The organism is Rhizobium sp. BK456, from assembly GCF_014194045.1.
Lineage (GTDB): Bacteria > Pseudomonadota > Alphaproteobacteria > Rhizobiales > Rhizobiaceae > Rhizobium > Rhizobium redzepovicii.
Map to the genome: position 1 here is coordinate 314,840 of NZ_JACIAO010000007.1, position 15,379 is coordinate 330,218.

The window sequence follows — 15,379 nt, forward strand, 5'->3', positions numbered from 1 at the left end:
GATCAGTTCGAGCCGTAGAGACCCGAGAAGGTCTTCAGATCCTGATCGGTATTCTTGAGCGCATCTGCGGCCTTGATCGGCAGGACCTTGATGGTGTCGCGCGACGGAAAACCTTCCGGCAGCTTCATGCCGTTACGGGCCGGGATGTAGCCGAGCTTGAGAAAACCTTCCTGGCCCTTTTCTGAGAGCACGTAATCGACGAACTTCTTGGCGGCATCGGCATTTTTGGTGCTGGCGAGGATGCCGACCGGCTCGGTGACGGCCGAAACGCCTTCGCTCGGGAAGACGAACTCGACCGGAGCGCCCTTGGCCTTCTCGCGGATCGGCAGATAGTCGACGACCATGCCATAGGCCTTTTCGCCCGAAGCGACCGACTTCAAGACGGCGCCGTTGCCGCCGGCGGCAATCGCGCCGTTTTCGGCAAGCGACTTGTAGAAATCCCAGCCGAGGCCGGGAACGGCGGTGAGCGTCTGGGCGTGGATGAGGGCCGCACCCGAAGCGAGCGGGCTCGGCATGGTGACGAGGCCCTTGGCTTCCGGCTTGGTCAGATCCTTCCAACTCGCAGGCTTCATGCCGGCCGAAGTATTGTACATGATGCCGGTCGTGATCAGCTTGGTTGAATAATAATAGCCGTCGGCATCATAGAGCGTGGCGTCGTATTGCCCGGCTTCCGGCGACTTGTAGGCGAGGAGCTTGCCGTCTTCCTTGAGGCGCTCCAGGGTCACCATGTCGGCGATGAGGAGAACGTCGGCAACCGGGTTGCCGGCCTGGATCTCGGCCTGGAGCTTGGCCATGATCTTCGGCGTGCCGTCGCGCACCCAGTCGACGTTGATATCGGGATTGGCAGCCATGAAGCCATCGACCGTCGCCTGCGCGTCTTCGTTCGGCTGGCTGGTGTAGAGAACGAGGTTTGCGGCAAGGGCCGGAACGGCGAGGAAGCTCGCGGCAAGAAGTGCAGCGGCGGAAACGATCGTTTTCATGGGAGGGATCCTCATTGCGGTCACCCCTCCCTTATTGGGGGTCGTTGACAGGGATGTGACAGGCGCCGCCGCTGGACGCCGACAAGCCATCGCTGCAAACCCGGTCGATCGCGGCCTCGCATGCAGGCTCATGCTTGCCAAAAGCCGAGCCACGGCACTTCAGCGCCGTGGCCCTGATCGAATGTTACTTTGCCGCCTCTTCGATGAGGTCTGCCACCTTCTGCGGCTGCGAAACCATCACGACGTGGGAAGCGCCCTCGACCACGACGGTTCGCTTGGACCCGGCCCGTTCGGCCATGAAGGCAAGGGCTGCGGCCGGAATGTTCTTGTCGCCGGTGCCGTAGACGAACCACGACGGCAGCTTCTTCCAGGCAGGCTCGCCCGACTTTTCGTTGAGAGCCGCGTCGGTGATCGGCCGTTGCGCCGCCGCCATCAGGGCAGCCTGTTCAGCCGGCACGTCGCTGGCGAACTGGTCATGGAACTTCGCTTGGTCGATATAAAGATCGACGCCGCCTCCGCTCAGTTTCACCGGCGCCGCAAGCGCAGTACCCAGCGTGCCGCCGGGAAACTTGCCGGCGAGATCGGCAACCGATTCCCCTGCATCAGGTGCGAAGGCCGCGACATAGACCAACGACTTGACATTGTCGTGGCCATTTGCGGCAGCCGAGATCACCTGCCCGCCATAGGAATGGCCGACGAGGACGACCGGGCCGGCGATGCTGGCGACCACATCGGAAACATAGGCGGCGTCATTGGAAACGCTGCGCAGCGGGTTGGCAGCAGCCACGACCGGGAAGCCGTCCTTTCGCAGGATTTCGACGACGCCGTTCCAACTGGAGGAATCGGCAAAGGCGCCATGGACGAGGACGACGGTCGGCTTGACCGTCTCGGCAACGGCAGTACCGGAAAGAAGTGCGCCCGCTAGGGCGACGACAGCAGCAAACTTGAACATTGGCAATTTCCTTTCGTCGGTTGGGTTTGACTAAGATTCGTACCTGGAGGGCAATCACTCGTCTCCGCATCTCCTGACGCGGCAGGCCGCCCATATTCTCGATGACATATAATTTGTAAGCGATTTGTTTGTGCACGATCTATGTAGGTCAGAAAGCTTGAGACGTCAATAGCTTGCAAATAGATCGCGCACAAATTATATTGAGGCCTGAGGAGAAGGTGATGAAAAACGCCACACCAGATGATCTCACCGACGTGCCGAAGGTAGATGAAATGCTCTGCTTTTCAATCTATTCGGCAGGCCATGCCTTTAACCAGCTTTACCGCCCGCTGCTCGATGAGTTGGATCTCACCTATCCTCAGTTCCTGGTGATGACCGCATTATGGGCGCATGACGACCGCACGGTGAAGGATCTGGGCGAGACCCTGTTTCTCGACTCGAGCACCCTCACCCCGCTGTTGAAGCGGCTGGAGAAATCAGGCCTCGTCACTCGCAACCGAAATCCCGCCGATGAGCGCCAGGTCCTCCTGCGCCTGACGAAGGAGGGGCACGCCTTGAAGAGCCGTGCCGCCCCAGTGTTCGACTGCATCGGAAAAGCCGTCGGTCTCGACGCCGCGACCATCAACACGATTCGGGAAACGATCGCTTCCATCCGCGACGACATTCACAAGAAGAACGAGGAAGAGACCTGACGCGGCGCGTCATCGCTGCGCCCGAACGATTTCCGTCGACAAGCCGATGGCATATTGTACGATCAGTCTGCCGGCGCCCTGCCGCCGGAGACGCGCGTCGACGGCGCCCGGCCCGAAAGATGTAGGCGCTCGAAATCTGGCCTAGCCTCACGCAGGCGTGAATACCCAGCCATTGCCATTCCGCCGCGCTGAGGTACGTCACTCGTGTTTTCGATGAAGGAGGAATTTCAATGGAATATCGTCTGCTCGGCCGTTCAGGCCTCAAAATTTCGACTTTGACCATGGGCACGATGACCTTCGGCGGCGTCGGATGGGCCAAGATCGTCGGGGACCTCGGCGTCTCCGAGGCGCGGAAGATGATCGATATCTGCATCGATGCCGGCATCAACCTCATCGACACCGCCAATGCCTATTCCAACGGCGAATGCGAAGACATCATCGGCGACGTGCTCTCTGGCAAGCGGCCGCAAGGCGTGCTGGTTGCCACCAAGGCCCGTTTCGGCATGGGTGACGGCCCGAACGACCAGGGACTGTCGCGCTACCACTTGATCCGGGAATGCGAAGCGAGCCTCAAACGCTTGAAGACCGATGTCATCGACCTGTACCAGGTGCATGAATGGGACGGCCAGACGCCGCTCGAAGAGACGATGGAAGCCCTCGACACGCTGATCAAGCAGGGCAAGGTGCGTTACGTCGGCTGCTCGAACTATTCCGGCTGGCACATCATGAAGGCGCTCGGCATCGCCAACGAGCACCGCTACCAGCGCTTCGTCAGCCAGCAGATCCACTATACGCTGGAAGCCCGCGACGCCGAATACGAGCTGCTGCCGATTTCGATCGACCAGGGCCTCGGCGTGCTGGTCTGGAGCCCGCTTGCCGGCGGCCTGCTCTCCGGCAAACACCGCCGCAACCAGGCCGCTCCTGAAGGCACGCGCCAGTTTGCCGGGTGGACCGAACCGCCGATCCGAGATGAGAACCGCCTCTGGAACATCGTCGAGACCCTGGTCGCGATCGGGCAGGAGCGCGGCGTCTCGGCCGCACAAGTGGCGCTCGCCTGGCTGATCGGCCGCAAGGCGGTCACCTCGGTCATCATCGGCGGCCGCACAGAAGCCCAGTTCCGAGACAACATCGCCGCCGCCGAGCTGAAGCTCACGAACGAGGAGCGCAAGCGCCTCGATGCCGTCAGCTTGCCGCCGGTGATCTATCCCTACTGGCACCAGCTGAACACGGTGAGCGACAGGCTTGGTGAGGCCGATCTCGAGCTTTTCGGCCCGCATCTCCAGCAATAGGCGATGATGAACCCGCCATTGCACGGCGAAAGACAGGCGTCATAAAAGATGCACTTTCGCCGTGTTAGCGTAAGAGCCCGCTACTCCTGCGAGGTTCGGCATGCTAAGGAATTACAAGGTCCTGAAGGGTACGGCCAGCGCACTCGCCCTTGACGACGACAACGATCCGCACATCGAGATCCGCATCGAGGCGAACGGTATCAGCTACCGCATCGCGCTCAACGTCCGCTCGAAGGAATCGCCGCACGACCTGCTCTACGCCAACATCGTCGATTTCAAGCACCCGGCGCTGACGGAAGCGCTCGAAGAGCTGCCGATGGGCCTGACCGACATCCGCAAGGACCGTCCGGACCTTGCGATCGATTATGTCCGCGGCGGGCTGATCGAACGCGAAGACATGAACGTCGCGCCCTTCCAGCTATCCGGCCCGAAGAACGACCTGCGTGATTTCATCGAGCCGATCGTCCAGGAAGGCATTGCCGATTCCGACGTGCATTTCTACGCCTTCGGCGAGGCCTGGGGGCCTGAAAATAACAAGCCAGACCAATATTTCGATTTCGAGCCGGGCAATGGCATCCACGACATCCACATGAACCAGGGCGACGGCGGCAGCTTCAAGGCCACCAACGGGCCGAACCAGGATGGTGCACTGCTCGTCCATTTCAACGACACCGACGAATGGGCGGCGATCTTTCTCTGCTTCCAGTCGCAGAACTGGAACACCGATGCGGCAACGGGCCATCCCGTCTCCGACGGCCGCGGCGGCCAGGGTCGCGGCGAAGGCACCCGCCGGCCGCAACCGATCGTGGCCTCGTCGCTGCGCATCATCGCCGCGCTGATCAACCCGGTAAACGGCGCAGGCGGCACGGAAGCCGAAACGGTGACGCTGATCAACCGCTCCGACATGGCGGCATCGCTCGACGGCTGGAAGCTGGAGGACGAAAACGGCAGGACCCAGACGCTGTCGGGAACGCTTGAGGCCGGCGAACTCCGCACCATAGCGCTCGATGCCGCAAGCGGCCCCCAGCTTGCCAACAGAGGCGGCGACATCATCCTGCGCAATGCCGACGGCGCCGTGGCCGACCGCGTCGGCTACGGCAAGAGCGAAACGGCGAATGAAGGGTGGACGACGATTTTCTGATTGGTGAACGTCCATTGCGAATACGAGAGCAAGCGGTTCTCTCCCTCTTCTCCCCTCGGGGAGAAGGTGGTCCGAAGCGTCGGATGAGGGGGCCGCACCGCACGCCTTTGCTTGCCTTCGCTTGCGCTCAGCGCATTCGCTCCTGACGTCGCGCCCCCTCATCTGCCTGCCGGCATCTTCTCCCCGCTGGGGAGAAGGGACTCGTGGCATCGTCGCACCCACACTCTCTCAATCGACAACAATCAGCCGCCGATCTCGGCCGAGATCAGCGCGCCCAGGCGGCCGATGCCGTCCTCGATCACCTGCTCGTTGGCGCAGGAGAAGCTGACGCGGAAAGTGTTGGCGCCGGAACCGTCGGCGAAGAAGGCCTTGCCGGGTACGAAGGCCACCTTGGCGGTTTCGAGCGATTTCGCCAAGAGCTTGGCGCCGTCCATCCCCTCAGGCAGCGTGATCCAGATGAACATGCCGCCTTCCGGCTTCGTCCAGCTCGAGCCTTCGGGCATGTATTTTTCGAGCGCTGCCAGCATGCAGTCGCGACGTTGGCTGTAGGCGGTTTTGATCTTGGCGACCTGCGCATCGAAGCCGCGCTCGGCGACATCTGATATCGCCATCTGGTTGATCGTCGAAGAATGCAGGTCGGCCGCCTGCTTCATCAGCACCAGCTTGCGGATGACGGGCGCATTGGCGACGATGAAGCCGACGCGAAGGCCGGGCGCCAGCGTCTTCGAGAAGCTGCCGCAATAGATCGTGCGCGTATCGTTGATATGGCCCTTCTCGGCGATTTCGAGCGCCAGGATCGGCGGGATCGGATCGCCGTCGTAACGCAGCGACTGATAGGCCGCATCCTCGATGACGGCGATGTCGAGATCTTCCGCCAGCGCCAGGACCTTCTTGCGGCCATCAAGATCGACGGTTTCGCCGGTCGGATTGGAGAAGTCGGCGGAGAGATAGGCGAACTTCACTTTGCCGCCGGCAGCGGAAGCGGCCGCGCGGTAGGACTCGGGCGTCCGGTTGCCGTTCGGCGTCAGTTGGTCGTAGGCCGGTTCATAGGCGTTAAAGGCCTGCAGCGCGCCGAGATAGGTCGGCCATGTCACGAGCGCGGTGTCATTTGGTGACAGGAAGAGCTTGCCGAGATAATCCAGGCCCTGCTGCGAACCGGAGACGATGAAGACATTGTCGAGTTCGCAAGGAATGCCGAGAGCAGCCATCTGCCCGACCAGCCATTCGCGCAGCGGCTTGTAGCCTTCGCTGACCGAATATTGCAGCGCCGAATTGACGGCGGCGCCGTCGAAGATATCGGCATAGGCCTGCTTGAACTCCCGATCCGGAAAGAGCGCCGGATCCGGAATGCCGCCGGCAAAGGAGATGATGTCGGGCCGGTCGAGAAGCTTCAGGAGTTCACGGATTTCGGATGCGCGCATGCGCGACGAGCGCGACGCAAACATGGTGTCCCAGTTCAGCATGGGGTTTCCTCGTATTTTCTATACCGTCGACAAACCATGCGGTGGAAATTATGTCAATAATGCTGACCTATTTTCTTGTTATGGTGGCAAGTTGGAAATCTTATATTCTAAAGCTTTGGTGCGAGATTGGCGAACGTCTTTGCGACGGCGCTCGATCCCGAATTTGCTGCTCGACGTCAGCCGCATCAAGTGATTATTCCTCTAGTCAAAGCCGAAACCGGCTGATTCAGACCTTTCCAAGACCAGCTCGGCGGCAGTAGTGTCGCCGCCACTATTCAATTTACTATCAAGGTGCCAGCAATGACCGTGACGTCGGCCTCTCCTGAAATCAAAATCGAACTCCACAAGTCTCCCGTCCCGGAAGCCGATCGCATCCAGGCACTGGAGACGCCCGGCTTCGGCAAGGTCTTCACGGATCATATGGTCCTGGCACGATGGACTGCCGACAAGGGCTGGCACGATGCTAAGGTTACGCCCAGGCGGCCCCTGGAGCTCGATCCTGCGAGCGCCGTGCTGCACTACGCTCAGGAAATCTTCGAGGGCATGAAAGCTTACAAGTCAGACGATGGCCGGATCCTGCTCTTTCGGCCTGAAGAGAACGCACGCCGCTTCGCGCAGTCGGCAACGCGCATGGCGATGCCTCCCGTGCCCGAAGAACTCTTCCTGAAGGCGGTCGAAGAACTGGTCCGCGTTGACAAGGCCTGGATTCCGTCCGGCGACGCCAGCCTGTACCTTCGCCCCTTCATGTTCGCCAATGAGGCGTTTCTCGGCGTTCGTCCGGCTCTGGAATATGTCTTCTGCATCATCGCCTCTCCGGTCGGCGCCTACTTCAAGGGTGGCGCGAAGGCCGTCTCCCTTTGGGTCGAGACCGAATACACCCGTGCAGCCAGCGGCGGCACTGGCGCTGCAAAATGCGGCGGAAACTACGCAGCCAGCCTCGTGGCGCAAGCCGAGGCGTCGAAGAAGGGTTGCGATCAGGTCGTCTTCCTTGATGCCGCAGAGCATCGCTGGGTCGAAGAGCTCGGCGGCATGAATGTCTTCTTCGTGATGAACGATGGATCAGTGGTGACCCCGCCCCTTGGCGGCACGATCCTGCCGGGCATCACCCGGGCGTCGGTGATCGTGCTCGCCGAAGAAAGGGGCTTGCGCGTCGAGCAGCGCCCCTACTCGTTCGCGGAATGGCAAGACGACGCTGCCAGCGGCAAGCTCGTCGAAGCGTTCGCTTGCGGCACTGCCGCAGTCCTGGCGGGCATCGGCCTGGTTCGACATGCCGGCGGCGAGTTTCTGGTCGGAGACGGACAGACCGGCAAGTTGACCAGCGAACTGCGCCAGCAGCTCGTCAGTCTGCAGAAGGGCGTAACGAACGATGAGCACGGCTGGACGCGCCTCATCCCGACCTGAACGTCGGACATTCCACGCGAACGGCGGCGTCAACACCGACAGGGTGCCGCTCTCCGTCGCCCGCAAAGCCGTCGGGTTAGAGATATATTCCGCCCTCGCCGGAGCGAGCATATACCGCGAAATGCATGGTGGCGCCCCTCGACACGAGACTTGCCCACCATGCCGCGGAGATATCGGCAGCGCTCAACCTTACCACCGCTGATGCCATCATTAGCGCGACGGCCGAGCACCAAGATGCGGATATTCTGACCTGCGACGCCGATTTCAAGGATTTCGAGCGGGTCGTGCATATCGATAAAAAAGACTGACCTTGATGTGACCCAAGTGTTCGACGGCGGCGCATAACGCTTCTATCATAAAGTGGGAAATGGTAATCTGGCATCGGAGACGCCGAAACCGGCATGGACGGACGGCACTGAATTCAATGGCGAAAATGACGATCTCTCTTCCGGATGATCTGGCGGGCTATGTCGCACGCCGTGTTGCAAGCGGTGGATATAGCAGTGCCGACGCCTATCTGGCGGAACTCGTCCTGAAGGATCAGAACCACCGCAAGCTCGATGACGAAGAAGTGCGCGAGATCCTGAGGCTGGCTGAGGAGAGCGGCATCAGCGACCGACGTATTGCCGACATTCTGATGGAAACCAAGGCGAAGCTGCGTGACCACCTATAGGCTGACACGAACCGCAGACGCCGTTTTGTCGGGCATCGACGAATATGCCAGCCTGCATTTCGGCGAGGCGCAGGCGGATGCCTATCTTCTCGATTGGGATAGGATTTTCGTACTGCTTTCGCGCGTGCCCTCCATGGGAGACGAGTGCGACGAACTCGGCTCCGGCCTCCGCCGCCTCCTCCACATGCGCCACGTCGCCTTCTACCGCGAAATACCGGACGGCATCCTCGTCATCGACATTATCGGCGCCGACCGGCTTCCCGAAAGACATCTTCAATCAAGACGACGCTCCCCAACGGCCGACCCGCATGCCTCGTGACAGTACCTCCGCCTTTTATGAAGAAAACGCCAAGACATACGCCAACCGGGCGCGCAGCTTGCCGAAGCAGCAGCTCGACGTCTTTCTCGCCGGTATCGCACCGGGTGGCGCAATCCTCGAACTCGGCTGCGGCGGCGGCCAGGACAGCGCCTACATGCTGTCGCAGGGTTTCCAAGTGACGGCGACCGATGGCTCGGCCGAGCTTGCCAGACAGGCGGAAGCGCTGATCGGCAGGCCGGTCAAGGTCATGCTGTTTCAGGAACTCGACGCCGACAGCGCCTTCGACGGCGTCTGGGCGCATGCGAGCCTTCTCCATGTCCCCAGGGCTGAACTGCCAGATGTCTTCACCCGCATCCGCCGCGCGCTCAGAACCGGCGGCCTTCTTCACGCCAGCTTCAAGGCGGGAGAAGCGGAAGGCCATGACGGCTTCGGGCGCTACTACAACTACCCCTCACGCGAATGGCTGTCGGCGCTTTTGACCAAAGGCGGCTGGCGCAACCTCGCCATCAAGGAAAGCGACGGCGGCGGCTATGACGGCAAACCGACCCGCTGGCTCGCCGTGAGCGCAGAACGATAGAGGCCAAAGTTTCGCCTCGGCCTTAAGCTGCAGCGGAATTACCTTTCGAAACAATATCAGCCTGTCCTGGCCGTCAGTTGGCAACACGCTCGCCGCGATGGGTTTGAGCGGTCATGGGCTGCCGCGCCGCGAGCAGATAGAACGCAACCATATGGGTGATCATCAGCAATGGAACATAGACGATCACGACCACATAGGCTGCGCCTAGCTGCCCAGCCAAGGCAGGCAGGCCGGACTGGGCGCCGTGATAATAGTTGATGACCAGATCACCGGCGCCTACGAGATTGAAGGCTACGACGAATAGCCAGAACAGTGGGCGGATGCGGAACGAAATCAGCGCCAGCATGGCCAGCAGCCCGGCAGCAAGATCGCCATAGGCGGCCGTGACGGCAAAGCCGGACGGCAGATCGGGACCGACGACGCCGGGAAGGATGAAGACGAGGCCGAAAAAGCGGAAGCTATGGAGCGTTGCGACGGCCCGCTGCGCCCCGGCGCGGTCCATCGACTTGAGCCGGGGCAGGCCATAGACGCCGATGCAAAGCAGCCAGGCGACGTAGCCGAGCAGCAGGTGAAGCTGGAAGATGGCGGCGGGGGACATTTTGCCTCCTGTTGGGCTGCGGGTTTCCAGCGCAATATACGGCCGTTTATACCGAGCGACTATTCGGGATAATATGGACAGGGCATGAAGCAGAACTTCACAGTCAGGCAGGGCGCGCTCGACGGGGTGGAGGCGTTCCTCAGCGTTGCGCAGCACCGCAGCTTTCGCCGGGCAGCGGCGGAACTCGGCGTCACTCCCTCCGCGATCAGCCAGGCCGTGCGCACGCTGGAGGCGCGGATCGGCGCAGCCCTGTTCATCCGAACGACGCGTAGCGTAGGGCTGACGGAAGCCGGCGAGCGTTTCTTTTCGCGTGCAAAAACAGCCTTCGAAGAGCTCGTCGCCGCAAGCGCTGACGCGCATGAGCTTGGACAGCGACCGGCCGGACGGCTCCGCCTCTCGGTGCCGCGCGCCGTTGTCCCGGTCTTGATCGAGCCGCTGATTGCGTCCTTTTCCCAAGCTTATCCCGAGATCGAGGTGGAAATCGCCGTCAGCGAGAAGCTGATCGACCTCGCGATCGAAGGCTTTGATGCAGGGATGAGGATGGGCCAGTTCATCGATGCCGACATGATCGCGGTTCGGCTGACGCCGCCATTTCGGTTCATCATCGTCGGGAGCCCGATCTATTTCTACAACCGGGATCTGCCAGCGTGCCCGGACGACCTGCGTCACCATGCATGCCTCAGAATACGCCGCTCCAATGGTGCGCTCGCGCGGTGGTCGCTCGACGACAATGGCCGAGTCATCGAGATCGCCGTCGCGGGGCCGCTTATCACTCACGACTTCCCGACAATGCTCGGCGCAGCCATCGAGGGGATGGGCCTGGCCCAGGTGCCGGAGCCGATCGCCGTCGAAGAGATCAGAACGGGAAAGCTCATCGAGGTGCTTGCATCATTCGCGCCGAAGACGCCCGGCGTATTTCTCTATTATCCCGGCCATCGGCAAATGACACCGAAACTACGCGCCTTCGTCGATCACATGAAGAACCATCCGGATGCGGCTGCCAAGACTCGCATTCGGAACAACGGCGAGTAGATCCTACCTAGGCACCATGTAGCCTTTTGGGAGATGACATGCCTAAAACCAAAAAACCGAGCGCGCCGCACGAACCAATGCTCGTGCGGCGCGCTCGGTAAAACGCTTAGTTCACGCTCTTGTCGACCAGCTTGTTCTTGCCGATCCAGGGCATCATGCCGCGCAGCTTGGCGCCGACTTCTTCGATCTGGTGGCTGTCGTTGTTGCGGCGGATACCCTTGAAGCGGGCTGCACCCGACCGGTATTCCTGCATCCACTCGGAGGTGAATTTGCCGGTCTGGATGTCCTTGAGGACGCGCTTCATCTCGGCCTTGGTCTCGGCGGTGATGATGCGCGGACCGGAGACGTACTCGCCCCACTCGGCCGTGTTGGAGATCGAGTAGTTCATGTTGGCGATGCCGCCTTCATAGATCAGGTCGACGATCAGCTTCACTTCGTGCAGGCATTCGAAATAGGCCATCTCAGGCGCATAACCGGCTTCGGTCAGCGTTTCGAAACCGGCGCGGATGAGCTCGACCAGACCGCCGCAGAGAACGACCTGTTCGCCGAAAAGGTCGGTTTCGCACTCTTCGCGGAAGTTGGTTTCGATGATGCCGGAACGGCCGCCGCCGACGCCGCAGGCGTAGGAGAGAGCGAGTTCAAGCGCATTGCCGGAGGCGTTCTGGTGAACGGCCACGAGGCAGGGAACGCCGCCGCCCTTCTGGTATTCGCCGCGAACCGTGTGGCCCGGGCCCTTCGGCGCGATCATGACGACGTCGACCGAAGCCTTCGGCTCGATCAGGCCGAAGTGAACGTTGAGGCCGTGAGCAAAGGCGATGGCAGCGCCGTCGCGGATGTTCGGTGCGATGTCGGCCTTGTAGATGTCGGCCTGCAGCTCGTCCGGGGTTGCCATCATCATCAGATCGGCCCAGCCGGCGGCTTCGGCAACCGTCATGACCTTGAAGCCGTCGGCTTCGGCCTTCTTGACGGTGGGCGAACCGGCCTTGAGAGCGATGACGAGGTTCTGGGCGCCGCTGTCCTTCAGGTTCAGCGCATGGGCGCGGCCCTGCGAGCCGTAGCCGATGACGGCGACCTTCTTGGCCTTGATGAGGTTGAGATCGGCATCACGATCGTAATAGACGCGCATTTGAAGTTCCTTCCCTTGTGCTTGTCTTGTTGACTGTCATTAAAGCGAAATCAGCCGAGAACCGGCATCTCCGCCAGAACCTTGTCCGTGCCATAAAGCCGGAGGAAGGCGGTCACCGCCCTCTCCGCCTGGCGCGCGGTATCCTTGAGGCCCGGTTCGCCGAGCAGCATGCGCACATGCAGGTCGGAAACAACAAGGCCGTAAAGCGTGTGATAAGCCTCATCGGCATCGGAAAAACGCAAGAGCCCTGCCCTCTTTCCCGCATCGATCAGCGCCATGGCGCGGCGGTCGATCTGCCGGCGGCCGCGCTCAAGCAGCAGCTTGCCGAGCTTCGAGCCGTCGCGGTTCGACTGGCCGATGGCGAGCCGGTTCAGCGCCAGCGAGACATCACCGGCCAGCACCTCCAGCAGGTCACGCGCGAAAATGACGACATGGTCATGAAGGCTCGCCGCCGTCAACCGCTCACCATTGCGCTCGAAGGTGCGCACCTTGCTCGCTTGATAGGCAATCATCGCCGACAGCAGACCATCGCGGTCGCCGAACCACTTGTAGAGGCTTTCCTTGGAGCAATTGGCGGCGCGCGCAACCCCCGAGGTCGTCAGCGCCTTCTCGCCGCCATCGACGAGCAACCGCAGCGCCTGCTCCAGAACGGCGTTCTGGCGCGGCGAAAACTCGCTCGGCTCTGCAGTATCGACGGACACGGTCACGGCTCCCATATACGTACCGTACGGTACGGTTCGTGAGCTTTATGCGGCAAACCCATCGGGCCGTCAAGCAGCTCCGGCAGATTTTTATACGGGAAAGACCGGCACGGCACCAGAATTGGATAGGCGGAGACGCCGTGGTGACTGCATAATGCTGCGGAACCCTATTTGCCGGAGCCTCCATGTCGCGCCTTTCTGCTGCCCTTCTCCTGGCCGGAGCGATGCTCCTCGCCGCGACGCCCTTCGCCGGTCGCGCCGCCGCGCAGTCGGACAACGAGGTCTATAATCGCATCGAAGAGCTGCATGGCAATGCCCGGGCCTTCGATCAGCCGCTGCGCCAGCTCGTTCTGGCGATGCGCTCCGGCGATGCCGAGACCGTCGCCGGCCTTGCCGAATATCCGCTGACCGTCAAGGCCAATGGTGAGACCTATGATGTCGAGAACGCCGAAGATTTCGTCGAGAATTTCGACGATCTGGTGACGCCGGAGACCCGCCGCGCCGTCGGCCATCAGCAATATCAAGACCTCTTCGTCAACAGCGACGGCGTCATGCTCGCCAACGGCGCCGTCTGGATAGGCGCGGTCTGCGACGACAACGCCTGCGAGGAGAGCCATTGGGCGATCATCGCCATCAATAATTAGCCCCGAAGCGTTTGTCGTGCAGCGATGTCAGGCATCGCTGCGAAGCTTGCGCGCGAGCGTCTGAAGCTCCTTGAAGGCTTCGTAACGCTTGCCGTGGAGATCCGAAATCTCACCCTCAGACGGCTGAAAGCGTGTTTCCACCTTCGTAAGCCTGCTCATCGCTTCGCCGACATCGACAAATAACCGGCCGGCGACGGCGCCGAGGATGGCCGCCCCGAGCAATACCGGCTCCTCGGCCTTCGTGGCGACCACCGGCTTGCCGCTCGCATCGGCAAGCACCTGGCGGACGAAATCGTGCTGGCCGGCGCCGCCGCTGATGACGATGTTTTCGACGGTGACCCCCGCCTCGGCCTGCGTTTCGATGATCTGTCTCAGGCCGTAGCCGATGCCGCAGAGCCCTGCGATGTAGAGAGAGACCAGGCTGTCGACATCCCGCTCCATGCCGAGACCGGCAATGATCGCTCGGGCATGCGGATCGGCAAAGGGCGCACGGTTGCCGAGGAATTCGGGAACGACGTGCAGGCCGGCCGCCAGCGTGACGGCATCGGAAGAACGGCCCGCCTTGCCGGCAGCCATGTCTGCAAGGAGCACCGGCAGCGGAACGCCCGCGCTCTTCGCAAGCTCCCTCGCCTCGCCGGCCGCCGGATGGAAGGAAAGAAGCTGATCAATGGCAGCGCCGGCAGCGCTCTGGCCGCCCTCGTTCAGCCATAAGCCTGGCACCATCGCTGAATAATAGGGTCCCCAGACGCCGGGAACGAAAGACGGTTCTGCCGTCGAGGTCATCGTGCAGGAAGAGGTCCCGAAGACATAGGCAAGATTGGCCTGCGGATCGGCGCCGACAGTCCCGACACCGCCGGCATGAGCGTCGATCAACCCGGCTGCAACGGCCGTTCCGGGCGTCAGGCCAAGCTCCTCTGCCGCAGCAGCAGTCAGTCCCTCGCCGAGCGCTGAACCGGGCTCGACGATAGTTTTGCCGATGCGGACAAAACCTTCGTCTGCCAGCACTCCGAGGCCGATCTGGTGGAAATAACTGTCGTCCCAACGCTTTTCATGGGCGACATAGGTCCACTTGCAGGTGACCGTGCAGGTCGAGCGTGACAGATCGCCGGTCGCCCGCCAGGTCAGAAAATCCGCAAGATCGAAGAATTGCCAGGCGGCATCGAACACCTGACGCCGGTTTTCCCAGAGCCAGAGAAGCTTGGGCGTTTCCATCTCTGGCGAGATGCGGCCGCCGACGTAACGGAGCACGTCATGACCCAACGCATTGATGCGCTCCGCCTGCGGGACGGCGCGGTGGTCCATCCACACGATGATATCCCGGTCCGGATCTTCTGAGGGTCCGACGGCGAGCGGCTTGCCGCCTTCGCCGAGGACGACGAGCGAGCAGGTTGCGTCGAATCCCAGACCGACCACGGAAGCCGGATCGACGCCGGCGGTGGAAACCGCCTCTCGCACGGCCGCGCACACGGCGCGCCAGATTTCGCTGCTCGATTGCTCGACGATGGAACCGGCTTCATGAAACAGGCTGATATTCCGCTTGGCGGAGGCAAGCATGGTGCCGGCCATATCGAACAGGCCGGCCCGGGCGCTGCCGGTGCCGACATCGACGCCGATGACATATTTGGCGCCGGCTTCCGGGGTATGAGATGTGTCGCTCATGGTCTCTCGTTTCAGATCGCCAGGGATCGGGTTGATGGGCAGTTTCAGCCGGATTTCAAACTCTGTGCCTGGAAAGATCGCCTCCAGAGAGGCTGACATTACCCAGTCGCGACGCCATGACAAGGATGCCAA

Annotated in this window: 17 protein-coding genes; 10 read left to right on the forward strand and 7 right to left on the reverse strand. The window is 61.7% G+C overall.

What is annotated here, in order from left to right; all coding sequences use genetic code 11:
• Nucleotides 1–2: 2 nt before the first annotated feature.
• A complete protein-coding gene (locus FHX03_RS21285) occupies nucleotides 3–980 on the reverse strand; it encodes an ABC transporter substrate-binding protein (RefSeq protein WP_183855319.1) in 978 nt (325 codons plus the stop codon).
• 184 nt (nucleotides 981–1,164) lie between these two features.
• Nucleotides 1,165–1,932, reverse strand: a complete 768-nt coding sequence (locus FHX03_RS21290) for an alpha/beta fold hydrolase (protein ID WP_183855321.1) — start codon at nucleotides 1,930–1,932, stop codon at nucleotides 1,165–1,167.
• A 221-nt stretch (nucleotides 1,933–2,153) separates the two neighbouring features.
• Here FHX03_RS21290 and FHX03_RS21295 point away from each other — a divergent pair, with 221 nt between their 5' ends.
• From FHX03_RS21295 to FHX03_RS21305, 3 genes are all read left to right on the forward strand, one after another.
• The gene (locus tag FHX03_RS21295; protein WP_183855323.1) at nucleotides 2,154–2,624 is read left to right on the forward strand and encodes a MarR family winged helix-turn-helix transcriptional regulator; all 471 of its coding nucleotides are present in this window, start codon (nucleotides 2,154–2,156) and stop codon (nucleotides 2,622–2,624) included.
• Nucleotides 2,625–2,854: 230 nt separating this feature from the next.
• Nucleotides 2,855–3,913, forward strand: a complete 1,059-nt coding sequence (locus FHX03_RS21300; protein WP_183855325.1) for an aldo/keto reductase — start codon at nucleotides 2,855–2,857, stop codon at nucleotides 3,911–3,913.
• 100 nt (nucleotides 3,914–4,013) lie between these two features.
• The gene (locus tag FHX03_RS21305; protein ID WP_183855327.1) at nucleotides 4,014–5,054 is read left to right on the forward strand and encodes a DUF2278 family protein; all 1,041 of its coding nucleotides are present in this window, start codon (nucleotides 4,014–4,016) and stop codon (nucleotides 5,052–5,054) included.
• Between the two features lie 242 nt (nucleotides 5,055–5,296).
• On the opposite strand, the gene FHX03_RS21310 is transcribed toward FHX03_RS21305, so the two are convergent.
• Complete coding sequence (locus FHX03_RS21310) at nucleotides 5,297–6,517, reverse strand: PLP-dependent aminotransferase family protein (protein ID WP_183855329.1); 1,221 nt, start codon at nucleotides 6,515–6,517, stop codon at nucleotides 5,297–5,299.
• A gap of 300 nt (nucleotides 6,518–6,817) precedes the next feature.
• Between FHX03_RS21310 and FHX03_RS21315 the strand changes: the two genes are divergently transcribed.
• The 5 genes from FHX03_RS21315 (at nucleotide 6,818) to FHX03_RS21335 (ending at nucleotide 9,487) form a co-directional block, all read left to right on the forward strand.
• The gene (locus FHX03_RS21315) at nucleotides 6,818–7,918 is read left to right on the forward strand and encodes a branched-chain amino acid aminotransferase (protein WP_183855331.1); all 1,101 of its coding nucleotides are present in this window, start codon (nucleotides 6,818–6,820) and stop codon (nucleotides 7,916–7,918) included.
• 125 nt (nucleotides 7,919–8,043) lie between these two features.
• Nucleotides 8,044–8,226: a PIN domain-containing protein gene (locus tag FHX03_RS21320; protein WP_183855333.1), complete on the forward strand. Its 183-nt coding sequence runs from the start codon at nucleotides 8,044–8,046 to the stop codon at nucleotides 8,224–8,226.
• Between the two features lie 116 nt (nucleotides 8,227–8,342).
• Entirely contained in the window at nucleotides 8,343–8,591 is a 249-nt protein-coding gene (locus tag FHX03_RS21325) for a type II toxin-antitoxin system ParD family antitoxin (protein ID WP_183855335.1), read from the forward strand.
• Nucleotides 8,578–8,910, forward strand: coding sequence for a type II toxin-antitoxin system RelE/ParE family toxin (locus FHX03_RS21330; protein WP_183855336.1), 333 nt, complete (start codon nucleotides 8,578–8,580; stop codon nucleotides 8,908–8,910). The genes FHX03_RS21325 and FHX03_RS21330 overlap by 14 nt, the downstream gene beginning before the upstream one ends.
• Nucleotides 8,900–9,487, forward strand: a complete 588-nt coding sequence (locus tag FHX03_RS21335) for a class I SAM-dependent methyltransferase (RefSeq protein ID WP_183855338.1) — start codon at nucleotides 8,900–8,902, stop codon at nucleotides 9,485–9,487. The genes FHX03_RS21330 and FHX03_RS21335 overlap by 11 nt, the downstream gene beginning before the upstream one ends.
• A 73-nt stretch (nucleotides 9,488–9,560) precedes the next feature.
• Here the strand turns inward: FHX03_RS21335 and FHX03_RS21340 are convergent, their stop codons facing one another.
• The gene (locus FHX03_RS21340; RefSeq protein WP_183855340.1) at nucleotides 9,561–10,085 is read right to left on the reverse strand and encodes a hypothetical protein; all 525 of its coding nucleotides are present in this window, start codon (nucleotides 10,083–10,085) and stop codon (nucleotides 9,561–9,563) included.
• 84 nt (nucleotides 10,086–10,169) lie between these two features.
• Here FHX03_RS21340 and FHX03_RS21345 point away from each other — a divergent pair, with 84 nt between their 5' ends.
• Nucleotides 10,170–11,117 carry a LysR substrate-binding domain-containing protein gene (locus tag FHX03_RS21345; protein WP_097629349.1) on the forward strand — a complete coding sequence of 316 codons (948 nt, stop codon included), beginning with the start codon at nucleotides 10,170–10,172 and terminating at the stop codon, nucleotides 11,115–11,117.
• 106 nt (nucleotides 11,118–11,223) lie between these two features.
• Here the strand turns inward: FHX03_RS21345 and ilvC are convergent, their stop codons facing one another.
• Together ilvC and FHX03_RS21355 are read right to left on the reverse strand one after the other, a co-directional pair.
• The gene (gene ilvC, locus FHX03_RS21350) at nucleotides 11,224–12,243 is read right to left on the reverse strand and encodes a ketol-acid reductoisomerase (RefSeq protein ID WP_003593524.1); all 1,020 of its coding nucleotides are present in this window, start codon (nucleotides 12,241–12,243) and stop codon (nucleotides 11,224–11,226) included.
• Between the two features lie 50 nt (nucleotides 12,244–12,293).
• The gene (locus FHX03_RS21355) at nucleotides 12,294–12,959 is read right to left on the reverse strand and encodes a TetR/AcrR family transcriptional regulator (protein WP_012558289.1); all 666 of its coding nucleotides are present in this window, start codon (nucleotides 12,957–12,959) and stop codon (nucleotides 12,294–12,296) included.
• A 170-nt stretch (nucleotides 12,960–13,129) separates the two neighbouring features.
• On the opposite strand from FHX03_RS21355, the gene FHX03_RS21360 reads away from it, so the two are divergent.
• Complete coding sequence (locus tag FHX03_RS21360) at nucleotides 13,130–13,588, forward strand: hypothetical protein (RefSeq protein ID WP_183855342.1); 459 nt, start codon at nucleotides 13,130–13,132, stop codon at nucleotides 13,586–13,588.
• Between the two features lie 27 nt (nucleotides 13,589–13,615).
• Here the strand turns inward: FHX03_RS21360 and FHX03_RS21365 are convergent, their stop codons facing one another.
• Nucleotides 13,616–15,247: an FGGY-family carbohydrate kinase gene (locus FHX03_RS21365; protein ID WP_097629387.1), complete on the reverse strand. Its 1,632-nt coding sequence runs from the start codon at nucleotides 15,245–15,247 to the stop codon at nucleotides 13,616–13,618.
• Between the last annotated feature and the right edge of the window lie 132 nt (nucleotides 15,248–15,379).